At 34.0% G+C, this 20,322-nt stretch carries 20 protein-coding genes; 4 read left to right on the plus strand and 16 right to left on the minus strand.

The genetic code is table 11. From position 1 onward, the window contains the following. Complete coding sequence (gene lpxK / locus FAF07_RS12570; RefSeq protein ID WP_142785431.1) at positions 1 to 1,008, plus strand: tetraacyldisaccharide 4'-kinase; 1,008 nt, start codon at positions 1 to 3, stop codon at positions 1,006 to 1,008. Here the strand turns inward: lpxK and FAF07_RS12575 are convergent. The 11 genes from FAF07_RS12575 to FAF07_RS12625 form a co-directional block, all read right to left on the minus strand. After that, entirely contained in the window at positions 1,005 to 3,239 is a 2,235-nt protein-coding gene (locus tag FAF07_RS12575; protein ID WP_142785432.1) for an ATP-binding response regulator, read from the minus strand. The genes lpxK and FAF07_RS12575 overlap by 4 nt on opposite strands. Positions 3,240 to 3,266: 27 nt before the next feature. Then, the gene (gene gap, locus FAF07_RS12580) at positions 3,267 to 4,283 is read right to left on the minus strand and encodes a type I glyceraldehyde-3-phosphate dehydrogenase (RefSeq protein WP_142785433.1); all 1,017 of its coding nucleotides are present in this window, start codon (positions 4,281 to 4,283) and stop codon (positions 3,267 to 3,269) included. 2 nt (positions 4,284 to 4,285) lie between these two features. After that, on the minus strand, positions 4,286 to 5,164 hold the full coding sequence (gene lipA, locus FAF07_RS12585) for a lipoyl synthase (protein ID WP_142785434.1): 879 nt from the start codon (positions 5,162 to 5,164) through the stop codon (positions 4,286 to 4,288). 46 nt (positions 5,165 to 5,210) lie between these two features. Continuing rightward, the gene (locus FAF07_RS12590; protein ID WP_142785435.1) at positions 5,211 to 6,455 is read right to left on the minus strand and encodes an Nramp family divalent metal transporter; all 1,245 of its coding nucleotides are present in this window, start codon (positions 6,453 to 6,455) and stop codon (positions 5,211 to 5,213) included. Continuing rightward, complete coding sequence (locus tag FAF07_RS12595) at positions 6,445 to 6,999, minus strand: RNA polymerase sigma factor (RefSeq protein WP_142785436.1); 555 nt, start codon at positions 6,997 to 6,999, stop codon at positions 6,445 to 6,447. Before FAF07_RS12595 ends, FAF07_RS12590 begins: the two co-directional genes overlap by 11 nt. Further along, entirely contained in the window at positions 6,990 to 8,102 is a 1,113-nt protein-coding gene (locus tag FAF07_RS12600) for a glycosyltransferase (RefSeq protein WP_142785437.1), read from the minus strand. The genes FAF07_RS12595 and FAF07_RS12600 overlap by 10 nt, the downstream gene beginning before the upstream one ends. A gap of 6 nt (positions 8,103 to 8,108) precedes the next feature. Next, positions 8,109 to 8,312 (minus strand): membrane or secreted protein, encoded by a 204-nt coding sequence (locus tag FAF07_RS12605; protein WP_142785438.1) that lies wholly within the window; start codon positions 8,310 to 8,312, stop codon positions 8,109 to 8,111. Positions 8,313 to 8,439: 127 nt separating this feature from the next. Next, on the minus strand, positions 8,440 to 9,228 hold the full coding sequence (locus FAF07_RS12610; protein ID WP_142785439.1) for an anti-sigma factor: 789 nt from the start codon (positions 9,226 to 9,228) through the stop codon (positions 8,440 to 8,442). Positions 9,229 to 9,240: 12 nt separating this feature from the next. Beyond that, positions 9,241 to 9,771 carry an RNA polymerase sigma factor gene (locus FAF07_RS12615; protein ID WP_142785440.1) on the minus strand — a complete coding sequence of 177 codons (531 nt, stop codon included), beginning with the start codon at positions 9,769 to 9,771 and terminating at the stop codon, positions 9,241 to 9,243. Positions 9,772 to 9,840: 69 nt separating this feature from the next. Next, positions 9,841 to 10,854, minus strand: a complete 1,014-nt coding sequence (gene murB / locus FAF07_RS12620) for a UDP-N-acetylmuramate dehydrogenase (RefSeq protein ID WP_142785441.1) — start codon at positions 10,852 to 10,854, stop codon at positions 9,841 to 9,843. Next, positions 10,854 to 12,044 (minus strand): pyridoxal phosphate-dependent aminotransferase, encoded by a 1,191-nt coding sequence (locus FAF07_RS12625; RefSeq protein WP_142785442.1) that lies wholly within the window; start codon positions 12,042 to 12,044, stop codon positions 10,854 to 10,856. The genes murB and FAF07_RS12625 overlap by 1 nt, the downstream gene beginning before the upstream one ends. Positions 12,045 to 12,167: 123 nt before the next feature. Here FAF07_RS12625 and FAF07_RS12630 point away from each other — a divergent pair, with 123 nt between their 5' ends. After that, positions 12,168 to 13,514: an aspartyl protease family protein gene (locus FAF07_RS12630; protein WP_142785443.1), complete on the plus strand. Its 1,347-nt coding sequence runs from the start codon at positions 12,168 to 12,170 to the stop codon at positions 13,512 to 13,514. A gap of 54 nt (positions 13,515 to 13,568) precedes the next feature. Here the strand turns inward: FAF07_RS12630 and FAF07_RS12635 are convergent, their stop codons facing one another. Continuing rightward, complete coding sequence (locus FAF07_RS12635; RefSeq protein WP_142785444.1) at positions 13,569 to 13,994, minus strand: DUF1573 domain-containing protein; 426 nt, start codon at positions 13,992 to 13,994, stop codon at positions 13,569 to 13,571. A 243-nt stretch (positions 13,995 to 14,237) separates the two neighbouring features. Here FAF07_RS12635 and FAF07_RS12640 point away from each other — a divergent pair, with 243 nt between their 5' ends. Together FAF07_RS12640 and FAF07_RS12645 are read left to right on the plus strand one after the other, a co-directional pair. After that, entirely contained in the window at positions 14,238 to 16,928 is a 2,691-nt protein-coding gene (locus FAF07_RS12640; protein ID WP_142785445.1) for a valine--tRNA ligase, read from the plus strand. A 208-nt stretch (positions 16,929 to 17,136) separates the two neighbouring features. After that, positions 17,137 to 17,760: a hypothetical protein gene (locus FAF07_RS12645; protein ID WP_142785446.1), complete on the plus strand. Its 624-nt coding sequence runs from the start codon at positions 17,137 to 17,139 to the stop codon at positions 17,758 to 17,760. A 137-nt stretch (positions 17,761 to 17,897) separates the two neighbouring features. Here the strand turns inward: FAF07_RS12645 and FAF07_RS12650 are convergent, their stop codons facing one another. Genes FAF07_RS12650 through FAF07_RS12665 form a run of 4 tightly spaced genes read right to left on the minus strand, consistent with a single transcriptional unit; the run spans position 17,898 to position 20,234 of the window. Next, positions 17,898 to 18,164, minus strand: a complete 267-nt coding sequence (locus tag FAF07_RS12650; RefSeq protein WP_142785447.1) for an acyl-CoA-binding protein — start codon at positions 18,162 to 18,164, stop codon at positions 17,898 to 17,900. After that, positions 18,157 to 18,813, minus strand: coding sequence for a phosphatidylserine decarboxylase family protein (locus FAF07_RS12655; protein ID WP_142785448.1), 657 nt, complete (start codon positions 18,811 to 18,813; stop codon positions 18,157 to 18,159). Before FAF07_RS12655 ends, FAF07_RS12650 begins: the two co-directional genes overlap by 8 nt. Further along, positions 18,803 to 19,624, minus strand: a complete 822-nt coding sequence (locus tag FAF07_RS12660; protein WP_142785449.1) for a phosphatidate cytidylyltransferase — start codon at positions 19,622 to 19,624, stop codon at positions 18,803 to 18,805. The genes FAF07_RS12655 and FAF07_RS12660 overlap by 11 nt, the downstream gene beginning before the upstream one ends. A 1-nt stretch (position 19,625) precedes the next feature. Continuing rightward, complete coding sequence (locus FAF07_RS12665; RefSeq protein ID WP_142785450.1) at positions 19,626 to 20,234, minus strand: LUD domain-containing protein; 609 nt, start codon at positions 20,232 to 20,234, stop codon at positions 19,626 to 19,628. Positions 20,235 to 20,322: the final 88 nt, after the last annotated feature.

Raw genomic sequence — 20,322 nt, forward strand, 5'->3', positions numbered from 1 at the left:
ATGAAATTAATAAGATACATCGCTTTTCCGTTTGTTCCTGTATATTATTTGGTGACTTGGTTGCGAAACAGATTGTATGATCTAGGCATAAAAAAATCTAAATCGTATAACTTTCCTGTGATTTGTGTTGGAAATTTAAGCGTTGGTGGCACAGGTAAAACCCCGATGATTGAATATTTAATTGCGCTTTTAAAAAACGATTATAATGTGGCTACCTTAAGTAGAGGCTACAAACGTAAAACGACAGGTTTCCAACTAGGTAATCATGAATCATCGGCAGAAAGCCTTGGCGATGAACCGTATCAATTTTATAGCAAATTTGGAAGTGCTATTTCTGTAGCAGTGGATGCCGATAGGACCCATGGCATAAATGAATTACGACATTTGGAGAATGTTCCAGAAATCATTTTGTTGGATGATGCCTTTCAGCATAGAAAAGTAAAGACAGGATTAAATGTATTGCTAACTACTTTTGAGAATCTGTATGTTAATGACTTCGTGTTGCCAACGGGCAATTTAAGAGAACCACAAAGTGGTGCAAAACGGGCTGATATTATTATAGTTACTAAGTGCCCTCACGTAGTATCTGAAAATAAGAAAGCGGAAATAATTAAGTTGATAAATCCATTACCGTACCAATCCGTTTTCTTTAGCAGTATTAAATATGGCAATCAAATTATCTCTGAAAGTTCTATAAAACCTTTAGAGCAAATCAACGATTTTACATTAGTTACAGGTATCGCCAATGCAGAGCCCTTAGTGAATTATTTGAAAACAAAAAAGCTGCATTTTGAGCATTTGAATTATAAGGATCATCATGAATTTTCAGATCAAGATATTAAGATTTTAGAAGAAAAGGCTTTAATTCTCACTACCGAAAAAGACTTTGTGCGTTTAAAAAAGTACGTAAAGTTAAAAGACAAGTTGTACTACTTGCCCATAGTAGTTGAATTAAATGATCCCTTAAAATTCAAGCAACAAATAATGGCTTTTTTAACTCGTTTTTAAGCCGTTGCTGAAGAATCCTGTTTTGAAGATAGTGCATTGTAAAGTTTCTTTTCAAACTCTTCTTGTTTAAACGGCTTAGGGATAATATCTGTAAACCCAGCCTCATCAAACTCGTGCATTTTATCTTCTATAGTCACTGCAGTCAAGGCGAAAATGGTTAATTCCTTGTCAAAGGTTCTTACTATTTTGGTAGCTTCAATACCACTAATTCCTGGCATGTGAATATCCATCAAAACAATGTCATAATTACTTGTTTTAATCATGTCAACAGCTTCTTCACCGTTGTCCACAATGTCACATTTAAGATTCATTTTAGTCAGAATCTTTTTAGTTATCATTTGATTTATTTTATTGTCTTCAACCACAAGGATTTTCACGTTGCTAATATCTAATTTTTTATCATCTGAAAAATAAGTAGGTTTCTTCTCTTTAACCTCTTCCATAGGACTGTACTCTAAGGGGATTTCAAAATAAAAGGTGGTTCCTTTCTCAAGTTCACTTCTTAAATAGATTTTTCCTTTTAGAATTTCAATTAATCCCTTTACAATAGATAAGCCTAAACCAGTACCGCCGTACTTTCTATTGATTTGTATAGACCCTTGAGAGAAGCTTTCAAACATATTATCTTGCTTTTCCTGACTAATCCCAATCCCATTATCTTCTACTTCAAAGCGAAGTGTGTAATTTTTGTCTTTTTGCTCAATTTTATAAACTCTAATCCAGATATCACCATTTTTAGTGAACTTGATTGAATTTCCAATCAGATTGATTAAAATCTGAGAAATTTTCAGCTGATCTGCTATGAAATTTTCAGGCAAATCTTTATCATACTCAAAATGAATAGTAATACTATTGTTTAATGCTGAATTATTTAAAGCTAAAACAATATTATTTATTTTCTTTTTAAGGTTGAACGATTCTGGATCAATATCAACCTTATTGGCTTCAATTTTATTTATTTGAAGAATATCGTTAATAAAGGTTAGTAAATAGTCTCCTGAAAATTTCAGTGATTTTAAATGCTGGATTTGTTCAGGTTTAGGGTTTTCATCCAAGAGCATGTTACTTAACCCAGTTACTGCGTAAAGCGGGGTACGTAACTCATGCGTAACCGTTGATAAAAAATTCGCCTTTGTTTTTGAGGCTAATTCTGCTTTCTCTTTTGCAATAATCAGTTCCCCATTCTTTTTTTGGAGCATGTTATTGGTCTTTAATCGGATGTTGTTATTCTTGTAAAGGGACAATGTCAATAAAGATAGAATGGTAATTAGTGCTACGCTTAAAATTGAAATCAAAGCACTTAAATCCTTATCATCTTTAGCCTGTTCCAGTTTTTCAACAACTTCTTTGTTCTTTTCAATTTCATCATTAAGCAAATATTGTATTTCTTCATCTTTTGATGCGTTTGCTCGTTTCAAGAGTTGTAAGGAATCAGAGAGACGCATGTGTGCTTTAAGATACTTAGTAGCTTGTTCGTAGTTGCCTAAATCCTCGTTTATCTGACTTAGAATTAAATACCCTTCATTAAGGATGCTTCTGTATTTGTTTCTTTTCGCAATGATAACCCCTTCTGTGGCAAAATCTAATCCTTTTTGGCTGTCTCCCAATTTATTATAAACAACACCATGGTTAATAAGGGCATGACTTTCCGTTTTTTGTATGCCATGTCTTTTTGCTAGGGCAATGGCTCGCTCAATGGTTATTCTGGCTTTACGGTAGTTTTTTATACTCATGTATGTCTTACCTTCAAAAAGTAAGGCTTCAGCCAATTGATCATTTAGTTCTTCCTGTTCAAATAATGATTTTGCAGAAATAAAATAATCTAAGGCCTGGTAATAATTCTTTTTGCTAATATAAACTTCTCCTAACGTTTTGAAGGAACTCCCCAAATTGGCATCATCCTTATTAAATCGCTGGACTTCAATGGCTTTATTGAGCGATTTTATCGCATTATCCGGTTCTTCGATGATGAGTTGCAACTGACCTTTTATGGCATAGATCAAACCCATACTTTTTTTGTTATCTAATTTTTTAGCTAAGGATAGCGCTTCATCTAGATTTTTTTGGGCTTGGTAGTAATTATAATTCTCAAGCTCCTTTTGAGATTGCGAAATTCGATAATTGATGGTGTTTTGCAGTATTTCTGGATCTTCATCAATGGAATTTTGAGAGGATATACCAAAACTTAGTAGCAAAGCTATAATATATATGTGGTTTTTTGTTTGGGGCATTTTAATCAAAATTATAGTCAAATATAATTATTTTATCGACAAAATACATTTTTTTTCCGATAAATTGCATATTAAGTCAATTATTCGTTGTGAATATCCAGTTTCATTATCGTACCATCCTATAATTTTTACCATGTTTCCTATGACTGATGTCATCTGTGAATCAAAAATGCACGAATGTGTATTTCCTACTATATCAATGGAAACGATAGGGTCTTCTGTATACTCCAATATAGACTTATAATGCTGTTTTGAAGCTTCCTTAAATGTACTATTAATGTCCTGAATAGTAACAGTTCGTTTTACATTTAAAGTAATATCTGTTAAAGAACCATTAATTACAGGCACTCTAATACCGCAACCACCAATAACATTTGATAATTCAGGGAAAATTTTAGTTAAAGCTTTAGCTGCTCCCGTAGTGGTAGGTACAATAGATTGGCTTGCAGCTCTTGCGCGGCGTAAATCGCGATGCGGTTGGTCATGTAAACTCTGATCTGTAGTGTACGAATGAACCGTGGTTATGTACGCTTGATTAATACCACAGAGCTTATTGATGATATTAATCATGGGTGCCGCATTATTTGTAGTGCACGAGGCATTTGAAACCATGGTTTCGGTACCATCAAGCAGATGATCATTAACTCCCATGACAATGGTTTTGATATTATCATCTACTGCAGGAACACTAAGTATCATACATTTAGCACCATTGTTAATATGATTATTTAAATCGTTAACAGATTTGAATTTACCAGAGGCTTCAATAACAAAATCTACATTATAAGGAGCCCAATTAATAGTTGAGGGATGCTTATGGTTTAATAGGGGTATCTTTTTAGCATTAACCACTATGGAATTTTCATTGAAACCGATTTCACCATCAAACAGACCGTGAACGCTATCATATTTTAATAAATGACTTAAGGTTCGGGCGTCTGCTAAATCATTAATGGCGACCACTTCAATATGGTTGTACGCTTGCAAAAGCCTGAATACCCGTCGGCCTATTCTACCAAAGCCATTAATGGCAACGCGAATCATAATTAATCAATATGTTTTTTTGCCTTGTAGGAAGAACGTACCAAAGCACTACTTTCAACATGCCTAAAGCCTAGGTCTAACCCAATGGTTTCGTATTCTTTAAACTGATCAGGGTTTATAAAGGTTTTAACAGGTAAATGTTTTTTACTGGGTTGAAGGTATTGGCCAATAGTAACCACGTCTACATCGTTCGCTTTTAGATCGTGCAAGGTTTCAATAACTTCTTCACGTGTTTCGCCTAAACCAAGCATAATTCCAGACTTGGTTCTGCGCTGGCCTTGTTGTTTTAAATATTTAAGAACCCCTAAACTACGATCATATTTAGCTTGAATGCGTACTTCACGAGTCAATCGTCTCACGGTTTCAATATTATGAGAGACCACTTCTGGTGCCACTTGAATAATTCTATCAATATGATGTTCTACCCCCTGAAAATCAGGAATTAAGGTTTCTAAAGTTGTTTCTGGATTCATCCGGCGCACAGCCTTAACGGTTTCTGCCCATATGATGCTCCCCATATCTTTTAAATCATCTCTATCAACACTGGTTAAAACAGCGTGTTCTATTTGCATAATTTTTATAGATCGTGCTACTTTTTCAGGCTCGTCCCAATCAACGGTTTCTGGCCGACCTGTTTTTACACCACAAAAGCCACAAGAACGTGTGCACACATTTCCTAAAATCATAAACGTTGCTGTGCCCTCTCCCCAACATTCGCCCATATTCGGGCAGCTACCAGACGTGCAAATCGTATTTAGCTTGTATTTATCAACAAGACTGCGTAATTCGGTATACTTTTTACCAGTTGGAAGCTTTACGCGAAGCCACTTGGGTTTGGGTTGGCGTTCAGGTAAAATATTTGAAATGGTTTCCGTGTTCATGCCTTAAAAATATGGTTGCAAAGATACAAAGTATTCTTTTAATAGATTACAAAATACTCAGGTACCAGATGCTAAAACCGATTAAAAAAGCAACCCCTAAACAGCTTAACACATGCAGCCATTTTGAAGGTCTCCAATCTGCGGGAGTATGCTTGCTAGAAATGAGTTTATAGTTGATTATGGAATAAAATGGTGCCGTGATAAATGAGAGGATAGTGGCGATTTTTATTAACAATCCCATTTCGGATGCCAAAAATACAAAGATGAAAATGGTACCTAATACGAGTAGTACAATCCAAAAGCCATAATTTAATGGTACGCTTTTATTAAAAAGCAATTGTGTTGTCTTTTCCATAGCTCTTGGCGAAGCATCGAGCGTGGTAAGTGTCGTACTAAACATAGTGGTAAATACGGCAATACCGATAATGATATAGGACCAATTTCCTAAGCTTGCCGTATACATATGTATCAATTGTGATGAAAATTGACCAGCCGAAGCACTGAAGGTTTTACCACTATTGAACATCACCAATGCCCCTAACAAAAGAAAACCTATGCCTATGAAAATAGTACTGACATAGCCAATATTAAAATCGAATAAAGCAGATTTAGGGTTATATTTATTGGTGTCTTTGTTTTTTTCAATAGCCCAAAGTGAGTGCCATACCGAGATATCTAATGGGGCTGGCATCCAACCCATAAAGGCGATTAAAAATGCGATTTCTACTGAATTACTCGGGAGTATTTGTTTAAATGAAACGGGTTCTGTCGTATTACATAATGCTATTGAAACAGCCACAACGGTGCTTATTGTCAGTGTGATAATGATCACTTTCATTAAGTTGTCCAGCAACTTGTATTTACCAATCATCAACATCGTTAAGCAAATAAAAAGAATGATAAGCGTCCATATTTCAATACTTGAAATTAATTTGCTTCCAATATAAAAAGGCCCAAAGTCGCCAAATAAGGTTGAGGCTAAACCTGCAGTCACAATGGTAACAGCAGTTTGAATGGTAAACATCGTGGCAAAGGAGAGCACGTAATAAGCTACTAAAACGCTTCTGCCTAATTTGTGATATCCTTCCAATAAGCTCTCTCCAGTAGCAGTGGCATAGCGCGGGCCAAATTGAAAAAATGGATATTTGAAAATATTAACGAGCAGTAACGCCCATAGTAGACCTAGGCCAAAATCGGCACCTGCTCTGGTTGATTGCACTAAATGGGACACGCCAATCGCGGCACCTGCAAATAATAAACCTGGACCTAGATTTTTTATCTTAGAAATCATTTTTTTCCTGGATAATTTCGGCAAGAAGTTTTTTAGCGCGCAAAAGTTTGACTTTTACGTTATTCATCGGCTCGTTAAGTTCTTCAGAAATCTCTTTGTAACTCAATTCTTGAAAGTAACGCAAATTGATAACCTCTTGATAATGTGGCTTTAAGAGTTTTATATCTCTTAATAATTTAGCCAAATGCTGTTCCGTAATTAACTTATCTTCAGCCGAAGGCGATTCATCTAAAATTTGATATGCCTTTTTGTGATTTTCAGAAATGTTTTGAGTAATTGAATGCTTTTCTTTCCGAAGTAAATCAATATGAATGTTTTTAGAAATAGCAATCAGCCAGGTTTTGAACGCATATTTTTCATCAAAGGACTGAATTTTATCAAAGGCTTTAGAGAAGGTTTGAATGGTAATATCTTCAGCATCATTTTCGTTCTGAATCCGCTTTAATTGAAAACCATAAACATAATCCCAGTACGAATTTAATAAATGATTAAATGCCTTTTGGTCATTTGCTTTAGCACGCTTAATGGCTTCTTCTATTTCCAATGATTGGGTTTTGAGATGAGATTCTTTATAAAGATAGTTAATTGCGCAACAATTAGGAATATTTCTAATATAGGAAGTAAAATTAAAACATCTGTCTCACCTAATTTTTTAGAGGAACACCCGACGATAATATATTGTATTAGCAACATGAAAAGAATCAAGGCAATTACGGCCAGGGTTTTAAAAGAAATGAGCAACAGTAAAACAGCAAGTATCCAAAACAATATTTTTGAAATGTAGATTAACGCAAGTAAAAATTTATGAATGCCTTTGTAATATTTGGCTGTAGAAACATGCCGCCTCTTTTGTGTAAACCAACTTTTATATGTGGTTTTAGGTAAGGATTCTGTAAAACTATTCGGTGAAAAACAGATGGTAGTATTGGTGCTGTTGGCTACTTGATTTATAAATAAATCATCATCACCAGACCGCACTTTCATGTGCGTGATGAAACCGTTAGCATCAAAAAATTCTTTTTTGGTATATGCTAGATTTCTGCCAACACCCATATAGGGAATCCCGATTTTCGCAAATGAAAAATACTGAATAGCTGTAATTAGGGTTTCATAACGAATGAGTTTGTTAAGAAAGGAATTCTTGACTTTTGCATAGGTCCCATATCCTAATACAATGGATTTGTGCGTATCAAAATGAGCGGTCATCTCTTTTAACCATTGATTTGAAACAGGTTTGCAATCGGCGTCTGTAAAAATTAAGGTGTCATGAGATGAGGCTTTTATACCAAGGGTTAGTGCGTATTTTTTATTACCCCAGAACGCTTCATTACTGATAACATCAACCACTTTGATATTTTGATGAGATGCTTTAAATTCATTTATAACCTTCAGGGTTTTATCTTTTGAAGCATCATTAATTAAAACAATCTCAAAATTTTGATAGTCTTGGGAGATTATAGATGGTAAAAAAACCTGAAGATTTTCGGCTTCATTTTTAGCGCAGATAATTATGGAAACAGGTAAATTTTTTGAAGGCTGTTCGTGCACTTTTAAAAAAGCAAACCTTCCGAAGATAAAAATATAGTAAAAAACTTGAATAGAAACTACAACAATAAAGGTGTAGAACAAAAGGTCAAGAACCGCCATGTAGTGCTATGAATGTTCAGGTTCATTACAATTAGAAAACTCTTCAGGTGGTTTTCCGCAAAACCCACAAGCATCTCCGTTTTTATTTAACATAGGATTTTGACTCGCACAGGTACCAGCAAATTTACCGTCTTTTTTTGCCCAAATTTTGATTGCAATGCCAGCAATACCGATACCTAATAGAATAAATGTGATTAATAAGAGTTTCATGCCCAGAAATTTTATACAAAGATAATCTTTTTCCTTAAAAATTTAGGAAAAACAGTAAGACCCTTTAAAATGAAAAAGCACCTACTTTATAAAAAAGTAAGCGCTTTTGTGTATTGAAATATATTATTTATTGCAGGTTAATAGCAGCTACAGTGTTTTCTAGAGAAGCTGTTGTATTTCCTCCTTTTGGTTCTATGGTAATATTTAAAGCCAAAGCATTTTCAGTATATGGAATGGCCCTTAGCTGTCTATCAGATTCACTTAGGATGCCTAAACTTACCATTTTACCTTGTAAATCTGCCCAAATTTGGTAACATTGTTCTTCAGGTAATTGTGGTAAGGAAACCACATCAATCAACGATGTTTTTTCAATAGGGTTTATATAGGCAACTGTTTTTAAGTCTTTTGCACGGCTATTACCTTGCATGATGTACTTATAGGTTTCGGGATTGTTAAGCTGCTGAAATTGATACATCACATCGTCTAATTTTTTATTATTAGACTCAATATCATCACGCAAATCAAAAATTTCTTCTACAACAATTTGATTTTCTTGTGCCAGTTTTTGATTTTGAGTATAAAATAAATAGGATGTGCCAGCAAAAATTAAAGTAGCAATACTTGCGGCAATACTATATTTATACCAAGACTTATATTTCTTAGATTTCTTTAAAGATATTACGGGAGCATCGTCTAATTCGTCTAAAATATTATTCAAAACGTGTTTAGGTGCTTCAACAGCATTACTTTTTGCAACAACCTCTAAGTTGTATTGCAGCGTATTATAGGCGTTTTGTACTTCTGGATATTTAGCAATATTGGTTTCAACTAATGTAGTTTCGCCAAAATTAGTCTCACCTATTAGATATTTTTCTAAAAGACCAGAGCTTAAAAAAGCATTTATCTTCTCTTTCATGACGTTATTTAGTTAAGGATTATAAATTTTTTTCAATTCACGTAACCCAATTTTTAATCTTGATTTTATAGTTCCCAACGGAATGTCTAATTCTTCACTTGCTTCTTGCTGCGTCATCCCTTCAAAGAAAAGCGCATTAATTACAATTTGATATTTCTCATCTAAACTTCCTAAATGTTTTTGAATGTCTAGAACATCTTGGTTTAAAGAGTTGGTTGTTATCTTATATACGGATGAAGTATCGATTTGGACTTCTTTCTCAGTTTTGTTTTTTAAAGATCTAACTTTATCGATGGCCGTGTTATATGCAATTCTATACAACCATGTGAATAATTTAGCTTTTGAACTATCGTATTTTTTTGCGTAACGCCATATTTTTACAAAGGTTTCTTGAAGCACATCTTGGGCGACCTCCTCGTCTGTTATAATTTTTTGGATGACACCATAAAGCGAGTCTGCATAGTTGTCATATAAAAGCGTAATGGCTTTTTTATCGCCATGGGCTAGAAGGGTAACTATTTCTTTTTCAATGGGTGCTATCAAAATCTGTTCGTTTTTGCCAAGACCTCAAATGGTCAAGCTTAAGTTTCAAAGTTAGAGATTTCTTTTAGATTATAGAATATTTACTTCAGCTTCAATAAAAATACCGAAAATAATATCAACCGTTTTTTGAATCAATTTTGAGAGCTCAAGGATTTCTGATCCTTTTGCACCTCCATAATTAACCAGTACCAAGGCTTGCTTTTTATGAACGCCGCATGCTCCAAAACGTTTCCCTTTAAAACCTGCTTTTTCAATAAGCCATCCTGCCGGAATTTTTATTTCATTTTCAGATATAGTATAACTAGGAATATCGGAAAAATTAGTAATCAATGATTCGTATTTGGCTTTTGAAACCACCGGATTTTTAAAAAAACTACCACTATTTCCAATATCTTTGGGATTTGGTAATTTACTCTCTCTAATGCTAATCACAGCTTTTGAAACCTCTTGAATAGTAGGTTCTGTGATATGCATAACGCCAAGTTGATTACTAATAGTGCCGTAGTTTATATGTAATTTGTGATTCTGTTTTGAGAGCTTAAAAGTTACACTCGTTACTATATATTTCCCTTTGCCCTCATTTTTAAATATAGAATCTCTATAGCCAAATTTGCAATCATTTTTTGAGAAGGTATCAATGGACATTGTTTCCAAAGAGATGGCTTCGCATGATACAAATGAATCTTTTAATTCAACGCCATAAGCGCCAATATTTTGAATAGGTGCGGTACCGACATTACCAGGAATTAATGATAAGTTTTCTACACCTCCAAGATTATGTTCTAAACAAAACAGTACAAATTCATGCCAATTTTCGCCTGCATTCGCTTTTACGATAGCAAAACGGTCATCTTCAGAAATAACTGAAATGCCTTTGATATTAACATGTATCACAAGCGATTCTTGATCTTTAGTAAGTAACATGTTACTACCACCACCAAGAATAAGTTTTTCGGGATAGCCTTCTAAATTCAAAACGGCTTTCAAATCTTGAATAGAATTTACCGATACAAAATGGTTTGCTATAGCATCAATACTAAATGTATTATATGATTTTAAAGATTTATTTTCAACTATATGCACTAGTTTTTATATACTTTAAGAGCTTCTTTTAAAATATGAACAGCTCTAACCAAACTTTCTTTTTTAAGTACGTAAGCAATTCTAATTTGGTTTAAACCTACTCCAGGTGTGGAATAAAACCCACCTGCCGGTGCCACCATTATCGTTTCGTTATCTATACTAAAGTCTTCAAGTAACCATTGCGCAAAGTCATCAGAATTAGTGATAGGTAGTTCTGCTATGCAATAAAACGCTCCTTTTGGTTTAGCGACTTTAACACCTTCTATTTTTTGCAGTTCCTCAATAAGGGTGTTTCTTCGCTCAACATACTCTGAAATAACATCATCAAAATAACTCTGTGGCGTTTCAAGCGCCGCTTCACTAGCAATTTGTGCTAAGGTTGGCGGACTTAATCTGGCTTGTGCGAATTTAAGAGCCGTATTGATAACACTTTTATTTTTTGAAACCAAACAGCCTATTCTGGCACCACACATGCTATAGCGTTTTGAAACGGAGTCTATCATAATCGCATGATTTTCCAGTCCTGCTTCTTCCATTATAGAATAGTGCCTGTTACCATCGTATGTAAACTCACGGTATACTTCATCTGCAATTAAAAACAAATCATGTTTTTTTACGATGGCTGCAAGTTTTTCAATTTCTGCTTTAGAATATAAGTAGCCGGTAGGGTTACCTGGATTACAGATTAATATGGCTTTGGTTTTTGGAGTAATAAGTTTTTCGAATTCTTCAATAGGAGGTAAGGCAAAGTTATCCTCAATTTTTGAAATTACCGGTACGATATTTACACCAGAAGCTGTTGAGAAGCCGTTATAATTAGCATAAAATGGTTCAGGGATTATAATTTCGTCATCCGCATCCATAATACTTCCAAAAGCAAAAAGGAGCGCTTCACTACCTCCAGTAGTAACTATAATATCATCATGGGTAACTTGAACATTATTCTTTTTATAATACGCTGCTATTTTCATTCTATAGGACTCTGACCCTTCAGAACGTGTATAGGCCAAAATTTCTAATGAAAACTCTTTTATAGCATTTAGAGCTATTTCTGGCGTCTTAATATCGGGTTGACCGATGTTTAAGTGATAAACTGTTTTGCCTTGTTTGTACGCCTTTTCAGCATAAGGAACCAATTTTCTGATAGGCGATTGAGGCATCAGGTGCCCTTTTTTTGAAATAGTTGGCATTTATTAGAATTTAAGATGCAAAGTTGAGAAAATTATCTTAAAGTTTTTTTAAAAAATGGGTCTAAATCCAGAACCTATTTTAAAGATGCGTAAATTGATAAGACTCTAAGACATTCTATGATAATGAAAAAACTTATTGTTGGTATAATTCTTCTTTTTTTTGTGACCAATTTATTGTTCTCACAAGGAAATTTTGTTATTCAAAATAAAAAAACGACTAGCAAAATTAAATTTAAACTCATTAATAATTTAATTATTTTACCTGTAGAGGTTAATGGGGTTACTTTATCATTCTTATTAGATACCGGTGTGAGCAAGCCTATTCTATTTAATTTTTTAAATATTACGGACACACTAAAAATTAAGAATAGTGAAACGATTTATCTACAAGGCTTAGGAAAGGGTGAGGCTGTAGAAGCCTTAAGGTCCAGTAATAATATTTTTAAAATTGGTGATGCTATTAATTTGAACCAGGAACTCTATGCTATTTACGATAATAATTTAAGTTTCGCGCCTAGATTGGGAGTTCCTGTTCATGGCATCATAGGATTTGATGTTTTTAAAAATATGGTTGTTCACATTAATTATGTTAAACAACATATTAAACTCACAGAATCTGACAAATATGAGTACAGGAATTGTAAAAATTGTGAATCTCTTAGTTTGGAATTTTATAATAATAAACCTTATGTTAATGCCACGGTTCAGATTGAAAAAAAGACGATTCCCATTAAACTTCTCATCGATTCCGGAGGGAGCGATTCCTTATGGTTATTTGAAAATGATTCCTTAGGAATTGGTTCTAGTGATAAACATTTCTATGATTTTCTAGGTCACGGACTTAGCGGGAGTATTTATGGCAAGCGTTCAAAAGTTCAAGCTTTTTCACTTAAGAGTTTTGTTTTGCATGATGCCAACGTTGCTTATCCAGATTCATTGTCAATCACATTAGCTAAAAGGTTTAAAGGTCGAAATGGAAGTTTAGCTGGTAATATTTTAAAACGATTTCATGTGGTTTTCGACTATAGGCGAGCAAAAATAACGTTAAAGAAAAATAGCAAGTTCAATGAGAAATTTCGTTATAATAAAAGTGGTATTGAACTTTCGCATGATGGTTTTAGATTGATAAAAGAGCGAGATGATGGTGAGATCAATCTTAGTGCAATACCATCAGTTAGAAGTGATAATGTGCCCAACAGTAATAAAATTGTTCTCGATGCACGTTATAAAATTGTTCTAAAACCAGCTTATGCAATTGTGGAGCTAAGGGAAAATTCACCAGCGCAGATATCTGGTTTGACTATTGGAGACATTATTTTGGAAGTCAATGGTGTTTCAACTCATAAAATGAGTCTACAGCAAGTTATGGATTTATTTTATGGGGAGATAGGAAAGCATATGAAACTTAAAGTGGATAGAGATGGACTAATCCTAGGCTTTGATTTCTACTTGGAAGATTTATTCAAATAAAAAAGCCTAAATACATGGGTATTTAGGCTTTAAAATTTTTTTAAGATATAGCTTTTATTGCTGTACGATACTTTTTTCCTTTTTATCAAGTACACTGGTTTTTGCGGAATCTACAACTAGACCTTTAATTTTTAAGGCAACCGTAGGCGTTTCTGCATTAGAAATGACCGTAATGGTTTTTCTAATGGGATTTACTCTATTAGTATCATACTTCACTTCAATCTCTCCAGTGGCGCCAGGTAAAATAGCACCTTCAGGTTTTTTAGGAATCGTACATCCGCAACTTGAAGTCACTTTAGATATAATTAAAGGAGCATCACCAGTATTTGTGAACTCAAAAACTCTCACACCATTAGAACCTTTCTCGATAGTTCCATAATCAATAGTATCAGATTTAAACTCTATTTTTGCTACTTTATCTTGAGCGTTAATAGAAAAACTGATAAGCCCGATAAATAAAATTGTAATTAATTGTTTCATTACTTTTAATTTTAAATTCATATCAAACATACTTACTATTTCTACAATCTGCAAAAAAATTAGACGTACTGCAAGTATGTTAACATATTCAACTTATTTATAAGTACATACGGTTTTCTTAATTTTAATTATAAAAACATAGGTTTTCATAATTAAATCTTAATATCTATGCGCCTCATGGCTTTCACAGATTAAGAAATATAAGTACTTTTGCACATCAATATTCAAAAACTATTCCAAAGTATGCAAGTTCCATCAAAATATGATGCAAGTCAAGTAGAAGGTAAATGGTATGATTACTGGATGAAACACAATTATTTCCATTCAGAACCAGACCAAAGAGAACCTTATACGATTGTAATACCACCACCCAATGTTACGGGGGTACTGCATATGGGGCATATGCTAAATAATACGATTCAAGATGTACTCATTCGTCGTGCACGTTTACTGGGTAAAAATGCATGTTGGGTTCCTGGCACAGACCACGCATCTATTGCCACAGAGGCTAAAGTAGTTGCTAAATTGAAGGAACAAGGTATCAACAAGAATGATTTATCCAGAGAAGAATTTTTAAGTCACGCTTGGGATTGGACGCATGAATATGGAGGTGTTATCCTTGAGCAATTAAAGAAACTTGGGTGTTCTTGTGATTGGGATAGAACAAAATTTACCATGGATGACAACATGTCTGAATCGGTGATTAAAGTATTTGTAGACTTATACTCTAAAGGCTTGATTTACCGCGGTTTTAGAATGGTTAATTGGGATCCAGAAGCTAAAACAACCTTATCTGATGAGGAGGTAATCCATGAAGAACGACAAGGTAATTTATATTATTTAAATTATAAAATTCTCACCCCAACCCTCTTCGAAGGAGAGGGCGTAGGCACGAATTCCGCTCCTTCGAAGGAGTTAGGGGACGAATACTTAACAATTGCCACAACCAGACCCGAAACCATTTTTGGAGATACCGCCGTTTGTATTAACCCTAACGATGAAAGATTTTCGCATTTAAAAGGTAAAAAAGCAATTGTACCCTTGTGTAATCGTGTGATTCCTATTATTGAAGATGATTATGTGGATGTTGAGTTTGGTACAGGGTGTTTAAAGGTAACGCCTGCACACGATGAAAACGATAAGAATTTAGGGGGTAAACATAAACTAGAGGTCATTGATATTTTTAATGATGATGCGTCATTAAACAGTTTTGGATTGCATTATGAAGGCAAAGACCGCTTTGTCGTTAGAAAAGAAATTGCTCATGAACTGGAAGAAAAAGGTTTTCTTGTTAAAACCGAAACACACACCCATAAAGTAGGAACTAGTGAGCGTACCAAAGCTGTAATTGAACCACGCTTAAGCGATCAATGGTTTCTTAAAATGGAAGAACTGGTTAAACCTGCCATTGCATCCGTTTTAGGTGAAGATGCTGAAATCAATTTATACCCTAAAAAGTTCGAAAACACCTACCGTTACTGGATGGAGAATATCCGTGATTGGAATATTTCACGTCAGCTCATGTGGGGACAACAAATCCCAGCCTACTTCTATGGTGATGGTAAAGAAGATTTTGTGGTTGCTGAAACTATTGAACAAGCTTTAGATTTAGCCAAAGAGAAAACGGGGAGAGCAAATTTACAAGTATTGGACCTTAAACAGGAACCGGATGTTTTGGATACTTGGTTCTCGTCATGGTTATGGCCCATGAGTGTTTTTGATGGAATTCGTAATCCAGAAAACGCCGATATAAAATATTATTATCCTACTAACGATTTAGTTACCGGACCAGATATTTTATTCTTTTGGGTAGCGAGAATGATTGTTGCCGGCTACGAATATAAGGGTGAAAAACCATTCAAAAATGTTTACTTTACTGGTTTAGTGCGCGATAAGCAACGCAGAAAAATGAGTAAATCATTAGGAAACTCACCAGATGCACTAAAACTTATCGAGGAATATGGTGCAGATGGCGTTCGTGTAGGCTTGTTGTTAAGCAGTGCGGCTGGAAACGATTTAATGTTCGATGAGGCATTGTGCAATCAAGGTAAAGGATTTGCCAATAAAATATGGAATGCCTTCAGGCTTATTGATGGTTGGGAAGTGGCTGATTTTGAACAACCAGAATCATCAAAAATTGCCATAGATTGGTTTGAAGCCAAATTTCAAGACACTATTGCCACTATTGAAGATCACTATAGCAAATACCGCATTAGTGATGCACTAATGGACACCTATAAGCTCATTTGGAATGATTTCTGTTCTTGGTTTTTGGAAATGATAAAACCTGAATATCAAAAACCGATAGACCGAGTAACCTATAACGCAGCGATTTCTATTTTAGAAAATAATCTGAAAATTTTACATCCTTTTATGCCGTTTTTAACTGAAGAAATTTGGCAGCATATTAGTGATAGAACTTCAGAAGAAGCCTTAATTGTTTCAAAATGGCCAGAATTAAGATCAGCAAATAAAGCATTAATATCGGACTTTCATTTTGCTTCGGAAGTTATTTCAGGTATCAGAACTATTAGAAAGCAAAAGAACATCGCATTCAAAGATGCTATTCCGTTTTTTGTTATTGATAGTGAAAAGGGAAATAAGGTATTCGATACGCTGATTTCAAAACTTGGAAACCTTGAAAGTATCCAGTATGTAGATGCCGCGGTTGATGGCGCTTTAACCTTTAGAGTAAAATCCAACGAGTATTTTATCCCAATGGCTGGGGCTATTGATGTTGATGCTGAGATTAAAAAACTAACTGAAGAGTTGAGTTATACCGAAGGCTTTTTAAAATCTGTTCAGAAAAAACTTTCTAATACACGCTTTGTTTCAGGTGCTCCAGAAGCTGTTGTCGCAAGCGAAAAGAAAAAAGAGGCTGATGCTTTGGCTAAAATTGAAACGATTAAAACTAGTTTGGCCAGTTTACACTAGTTCAATTCAATATTTGTAAAATCATTTTGGCTACAATCGAATTTGTAAGAGAGCTAAATGACCTCAAATGTTAATTTTGCAACCCTTTTTAATAATTATATAACAGATTTTCTGCTCACCTAATGTAATTTTGTAATAATTTAAAACTAGAATTATGAAAACTATAAAAATTTTTACAATAGGATTTACTTTTATTGGACTTACGTTAATGTCATGTGGAGATGATAAAAAGCAAAATGCAAATGACATTGAAAATGAGGTTGATACAGAAGTAATAACAAGTGATGTGGATGCAGATGTTAATGATGAAAATGTCGTTACATCTCGTGAATATGCCATGAAAGACGGTAGTAAGATTACTTACGAGTCAAATAAGAGAGGTGTAGTTGCTATGAACGATTGGCCCTCTTACAACGAATTGAACCTTGAAATGGATAAAATTGAAGGTGCAGATTTCGTTATTACCAAAGAAGAAGTTGATGACTTAGACGCTATGATATCTAATTTAGGAAACTCAATTCCAGCTTGGTTAAAAACTGAAGAAGTTATGGAAGATGTGGCCGATGTTCAAAAAGAATATAAAGAATTAATCAATGAATCCGATGCTTCAGAAAAGGAGCATAAAGAAAATCTAGAGGAACTTTCTGAGAAATTTGATGACTTACGTGAAGAATTAAATGAAACTGTTCAGAAGTATATCGATATCCACAAAGATGCTATTGAAGAATATAATGAAGAGATTAAGAAAGGTAAAGTTGATGCCGCAAACGAGGAATATCAAGAAGAGATAAAAAAGATGGACAAAATAGCCGATTACGAAGAGAAGAAATAATATTCGGCGCTTTCACTAAAATATTTATAAAAAAACGGGTAAATTTAATTTACCTGTTTTTTTTATATCCTGTTTTAAGAATCTTAAAATGAAAATAAAATGTTTAGGTTATCCCTAATTTTATTAATTACGACCAACTATTTTCTATACAAAAAGTAATTGTTTACCAATTCAATATAGGTGCGTTTTGCCTCATCCATAGTAATATCTTCCACTTGAAATAGGGCGTTGGTCTTAAAAGCATTTATTATAGGCTCCTTACTACTAGGTCTGCGATAATTATTTGTAGCTTTTTTATAATAGGCATAGAATTTCAATAAGGTATCGGCAGGGAATGGTTCGGCATGAGCATTTACACGCTCTACCGCCCGCTTAAACTCTATGTTCAATTGATCGTTACTCATTCATTTCTGCAATAATACTCTCGCCACCTCTAACTTTTTGGTTCAGTTCTACTTTAATATTGGTGTCCAAAGGTAAAAATAAATCCACTCGAGATCCAAACTTTATAAAACCAGAATCAGCTCCCTGTATAGATTTATCATTCACTTTAGCATAATTAACAATCCGTTTTGCGAGTGCGCCAGCAATTTGCCTATATAATACTTTACCGTAAGTTTTATTTTCAACTACAACAGTAGTTCGCTCATTTTCTTCACTCGATTTAGGATGCCATGCTACTAAATATTTTCCTGGATGGTATTTGCTATACACGATTTGGCCACCAATAGGATAACGCGTGACGTGTACATTTATTGGAGACATAAAAACACTTACTTGAATACGTTTGTCATTAAAATATTCTTTTTCAAAAACCTCTTCTATTACAACAACTTTTCCATCAACTGGTGATAAGACACTCGCATCATTTAAAAGACCTAATCGCTTGGGGTTTCTAAAAAATTGAAGAATTAAAATGAGAAGCCCTAAAAGTAAAATCATAACGGTTACCTGCAACCATCTAACACCAATAAAACTGTCAACTAGCAAAAATGCGGCTACGACAATTACGAATGTGATGAAAATAATTTTATGACCTTCTTTATGAAACATATTGTAAAATTCTTAAAAATAAATATATAAACGGTGCTGCAAAAATAATACTATCTAATCGATCTAACAAGCCACCATGCCCTGGCATAATAACACCACTGTCCTTTACTTTGGCCTGCCGTTTAAATTTGGACTCAATTAAATCGCCTAGGGTGCCAAAAACGCTTATAATAATACTTATAATTAACCAATTAGTATAATCTAAGGTCTCAGTAAAAAGGGCTATAAAGTAGCTTGCTACACAGGAAAAGAATAATCCACCTAAAAATCCTTCAAATGTTTTCTTTGGTGAAATTCTTTCGAACAATTTTTGCTTTCCAAAGTTTTTTCCAATTAAATAAGCAAATGAGTCATTCACCCATACCAATATGAATGAACCCAATAATATCAACGGATTATAATCTTCATAATAATTGGCTATCAAGATTAAAAACACAAAGGCGCTTGATAAATAAAAGGTAGTGAGAATAAATCGTTTAGAATGAAACAGTGGAATTGTTTTTCCTGAAAATAAATCCTTGATCAAAAATAATTCGACAAAAATGGCGATAACCATTAAAATTTTTGTGGCTTCATTAATACCAAAATCAGAATTAAGAATGAGCTGCCAATACCCAAAAACAAAATAAATTATGGTGAATATAAAGTAAGGCGCGATGCTTTTAAGTTGAATCAACTTTTTAAATTCAGCCATACAGATCAACCCAAAAACATAAAACAGAATTAAAAGTAAGTGCTGATTGTAAAATGAGACTACTAGCAATACCATATAAATGACTCCGGAAATCCCGCGCTCATAGGTTTCTTTCATCTTATAAATCTTCTAAAAGTAAAAGGTATAAATTTTTAGCGCTACTGCCATAACTTAAGAAATCTTTATCATCTCCAGATTTAAAATGTTTTATGGTGGTAATATTAGTGGGTATTTTTTCCCTGTTTTTAGTTTTTATACCTCGTAACCCTTCACCAATGTTCTCAACAATTTGACTTGTTGTGGCAAAAACAATAAAGTTGATTGGTAGCTCTGTAAGTTTCTTTTCGAATATTTGTTTAGAGGAAATCAATAGCGAACCATCGTTGGCAATTAGGTTTTCACAGGTCGTTAAAAAGTAAGCAGCATTGCTAATTTTTTTTGTGCTGGATAGGTTTGAATCGCTAAATTTAGCTTTTAAATTGTCATCCAGAATTAAAACATCCTGCTCTTGCCAAGTATTTTCTTCTATAATATGATCTAAGTTTTGATAAACTTCATTGAGATTTTCACAATAGAGAAACTTACCACCATTGGCTTTAAAGTTTATGGTAAACCTTTCGTCTATAGGTAGTTTAATTTCAGGCATGTATCTGCCTCTATCACTTGATTTTAGCTCATCTTCCGAACGTTCAGATTTTGAACCAAAAATTTTTCTAAAAAGACTCATTTAGTCAGAAGCTATTATCTCAATTCTCATTGGCATTCATCAAATATAAAAAATCTTAAATTAACCATAAGGCTAATTTAAGATTTTT

It is taken from the genome of Changchengzhania lutea, from assembly GCF_006974145.1.
GTDB classification, from domain to species: domain Bacteria; phylum Bacteroidota; class Bacteroidia; order Flavobacteriales; family Flavobacteriaceae; genus Changchengzhania; species Changchengzhania lutea.

Excerpts from the sequence above, each read along its gene's own strand:
- lpxK (WP_142785431.1), top strand. The coding sequence starts at position 1 with ATGAAATTAATAAGATACATCGCTTTTCCGTTTGTTCCTGTATATTAT.
- FAF07_RS12575 (WP_142785432.1), bottom strand. The coding sequence starts at position 3,239 with ATGCCCCAAACAAAAAACCACATATATATTATAGCTTTGCTACTAAGT.
- gap (WP_142785433.1), bottom strand. The coding sequence starts at position 4,283 with ATGATTCGCGTTGCCATTAATGGCTTTGGTAGAATAGGCCGACGGGTA.
- lipA (WP_142785434.1), bottom strand. The coding sequence starts at position 5,164 with ATGAACACGGAAACCATTTCAAATATTTTACCTGAACGCCAACCCAAA.
- FAF07_RS12590 (WP_142785435.1), bottom strand. The coding sequence starts at position 6,455 with ATGATTTCTAAGATAAAAAATCTAGGTCCAGGTTTATTATTTGCAGGT.
- FAF07_RS12600 (WP_142785437.1), bottom strand. The coding sequence starts at position 8,102 with ATGGCGGTTCTTGACCTTTTGTTCTACACCTTTATTGTTGTAGTTTCT.
- FAF07_RS12605 (WP_142785438.1), bottom strand. The coding sequence starts at position 8,312 with ATGAAACTCTTATTAATCACATTTATTCTATTAGGTATCGGTATTGCT.
- FAF07_RS12610 (WP_142785439.1), bottom strand. The coding sequence starts at position 9,228 with ATGAAAGAGAAGATAAATGCTTTTTTAAGCTCTGGTCTTTTAGAAAAA.
- FAF07_RS12625 (WP_142785442.1), bottom strand. The coding sequence starts at position 12,044 with ATGCCAACTATTTCAAAAAAAGGGCACCTGATGCCTCAATCGCCTATC.
- FAF07_RS12630 (WP_142785443.1), top strand. The coding sequence starts at position 12,168 with ATGAAAAAACTTATTGTTGGTATAATTCTTCTTTTTTTTGTGACCAAT.
- FAF07_RS12635 (WP_142785444.1), bottom strand. The coding sequence starts at position 13,994 with ATGAAACAATTAATTACAATTTTATTTATCGGGCTTATCAGTTTTTCT.
- FAF07_RS12640 (WP_142785445.1), top strand. The coding sequence starts at position 14,238 with ATGCAAGTTCCATCAAAATATGATGCAAGTCAAGTAGAAGGTAAATGG.
- FAF07_RS12645 (WP_142785446.1), top strand. The coding sequence starts at position 17,137 with ATGTCATGTGGAGATGATAAAAAGCAAAATGCAAATGACATTGAAAAT.
- FAF07_RS12650 (WP_142785447.1), bottom strand. The coding sequence starts at position 18,164 with ATGAGTAACGATCAATTGAACATAGAGTTTAAGCGGGCGGTAGAGCGT.
- FAF07_RS12655 (WP_142785448.1), bottom strand. The coding sequence starts at position 18,813 with ATGTTTCATAAAGAAGGTCATAAAATTATTTTCATCACATTCGTAATT.
- FAF07_RS12660 (WP_142785449.1), bottom strand. The coding sequence starts at position 19,624 with ATGAAAGAAACCTATGAGCGCGGGATTTCCGGAGTCATTTATATGGTA.
- FAF07_RS12665 (WP_142785450.1), bottom strand. The coding sequence starts at position 20,234 with ATGAGTCTTTTTAGAAAAATTTTTGGTTCAAAATCTGAACGTTCGGAA.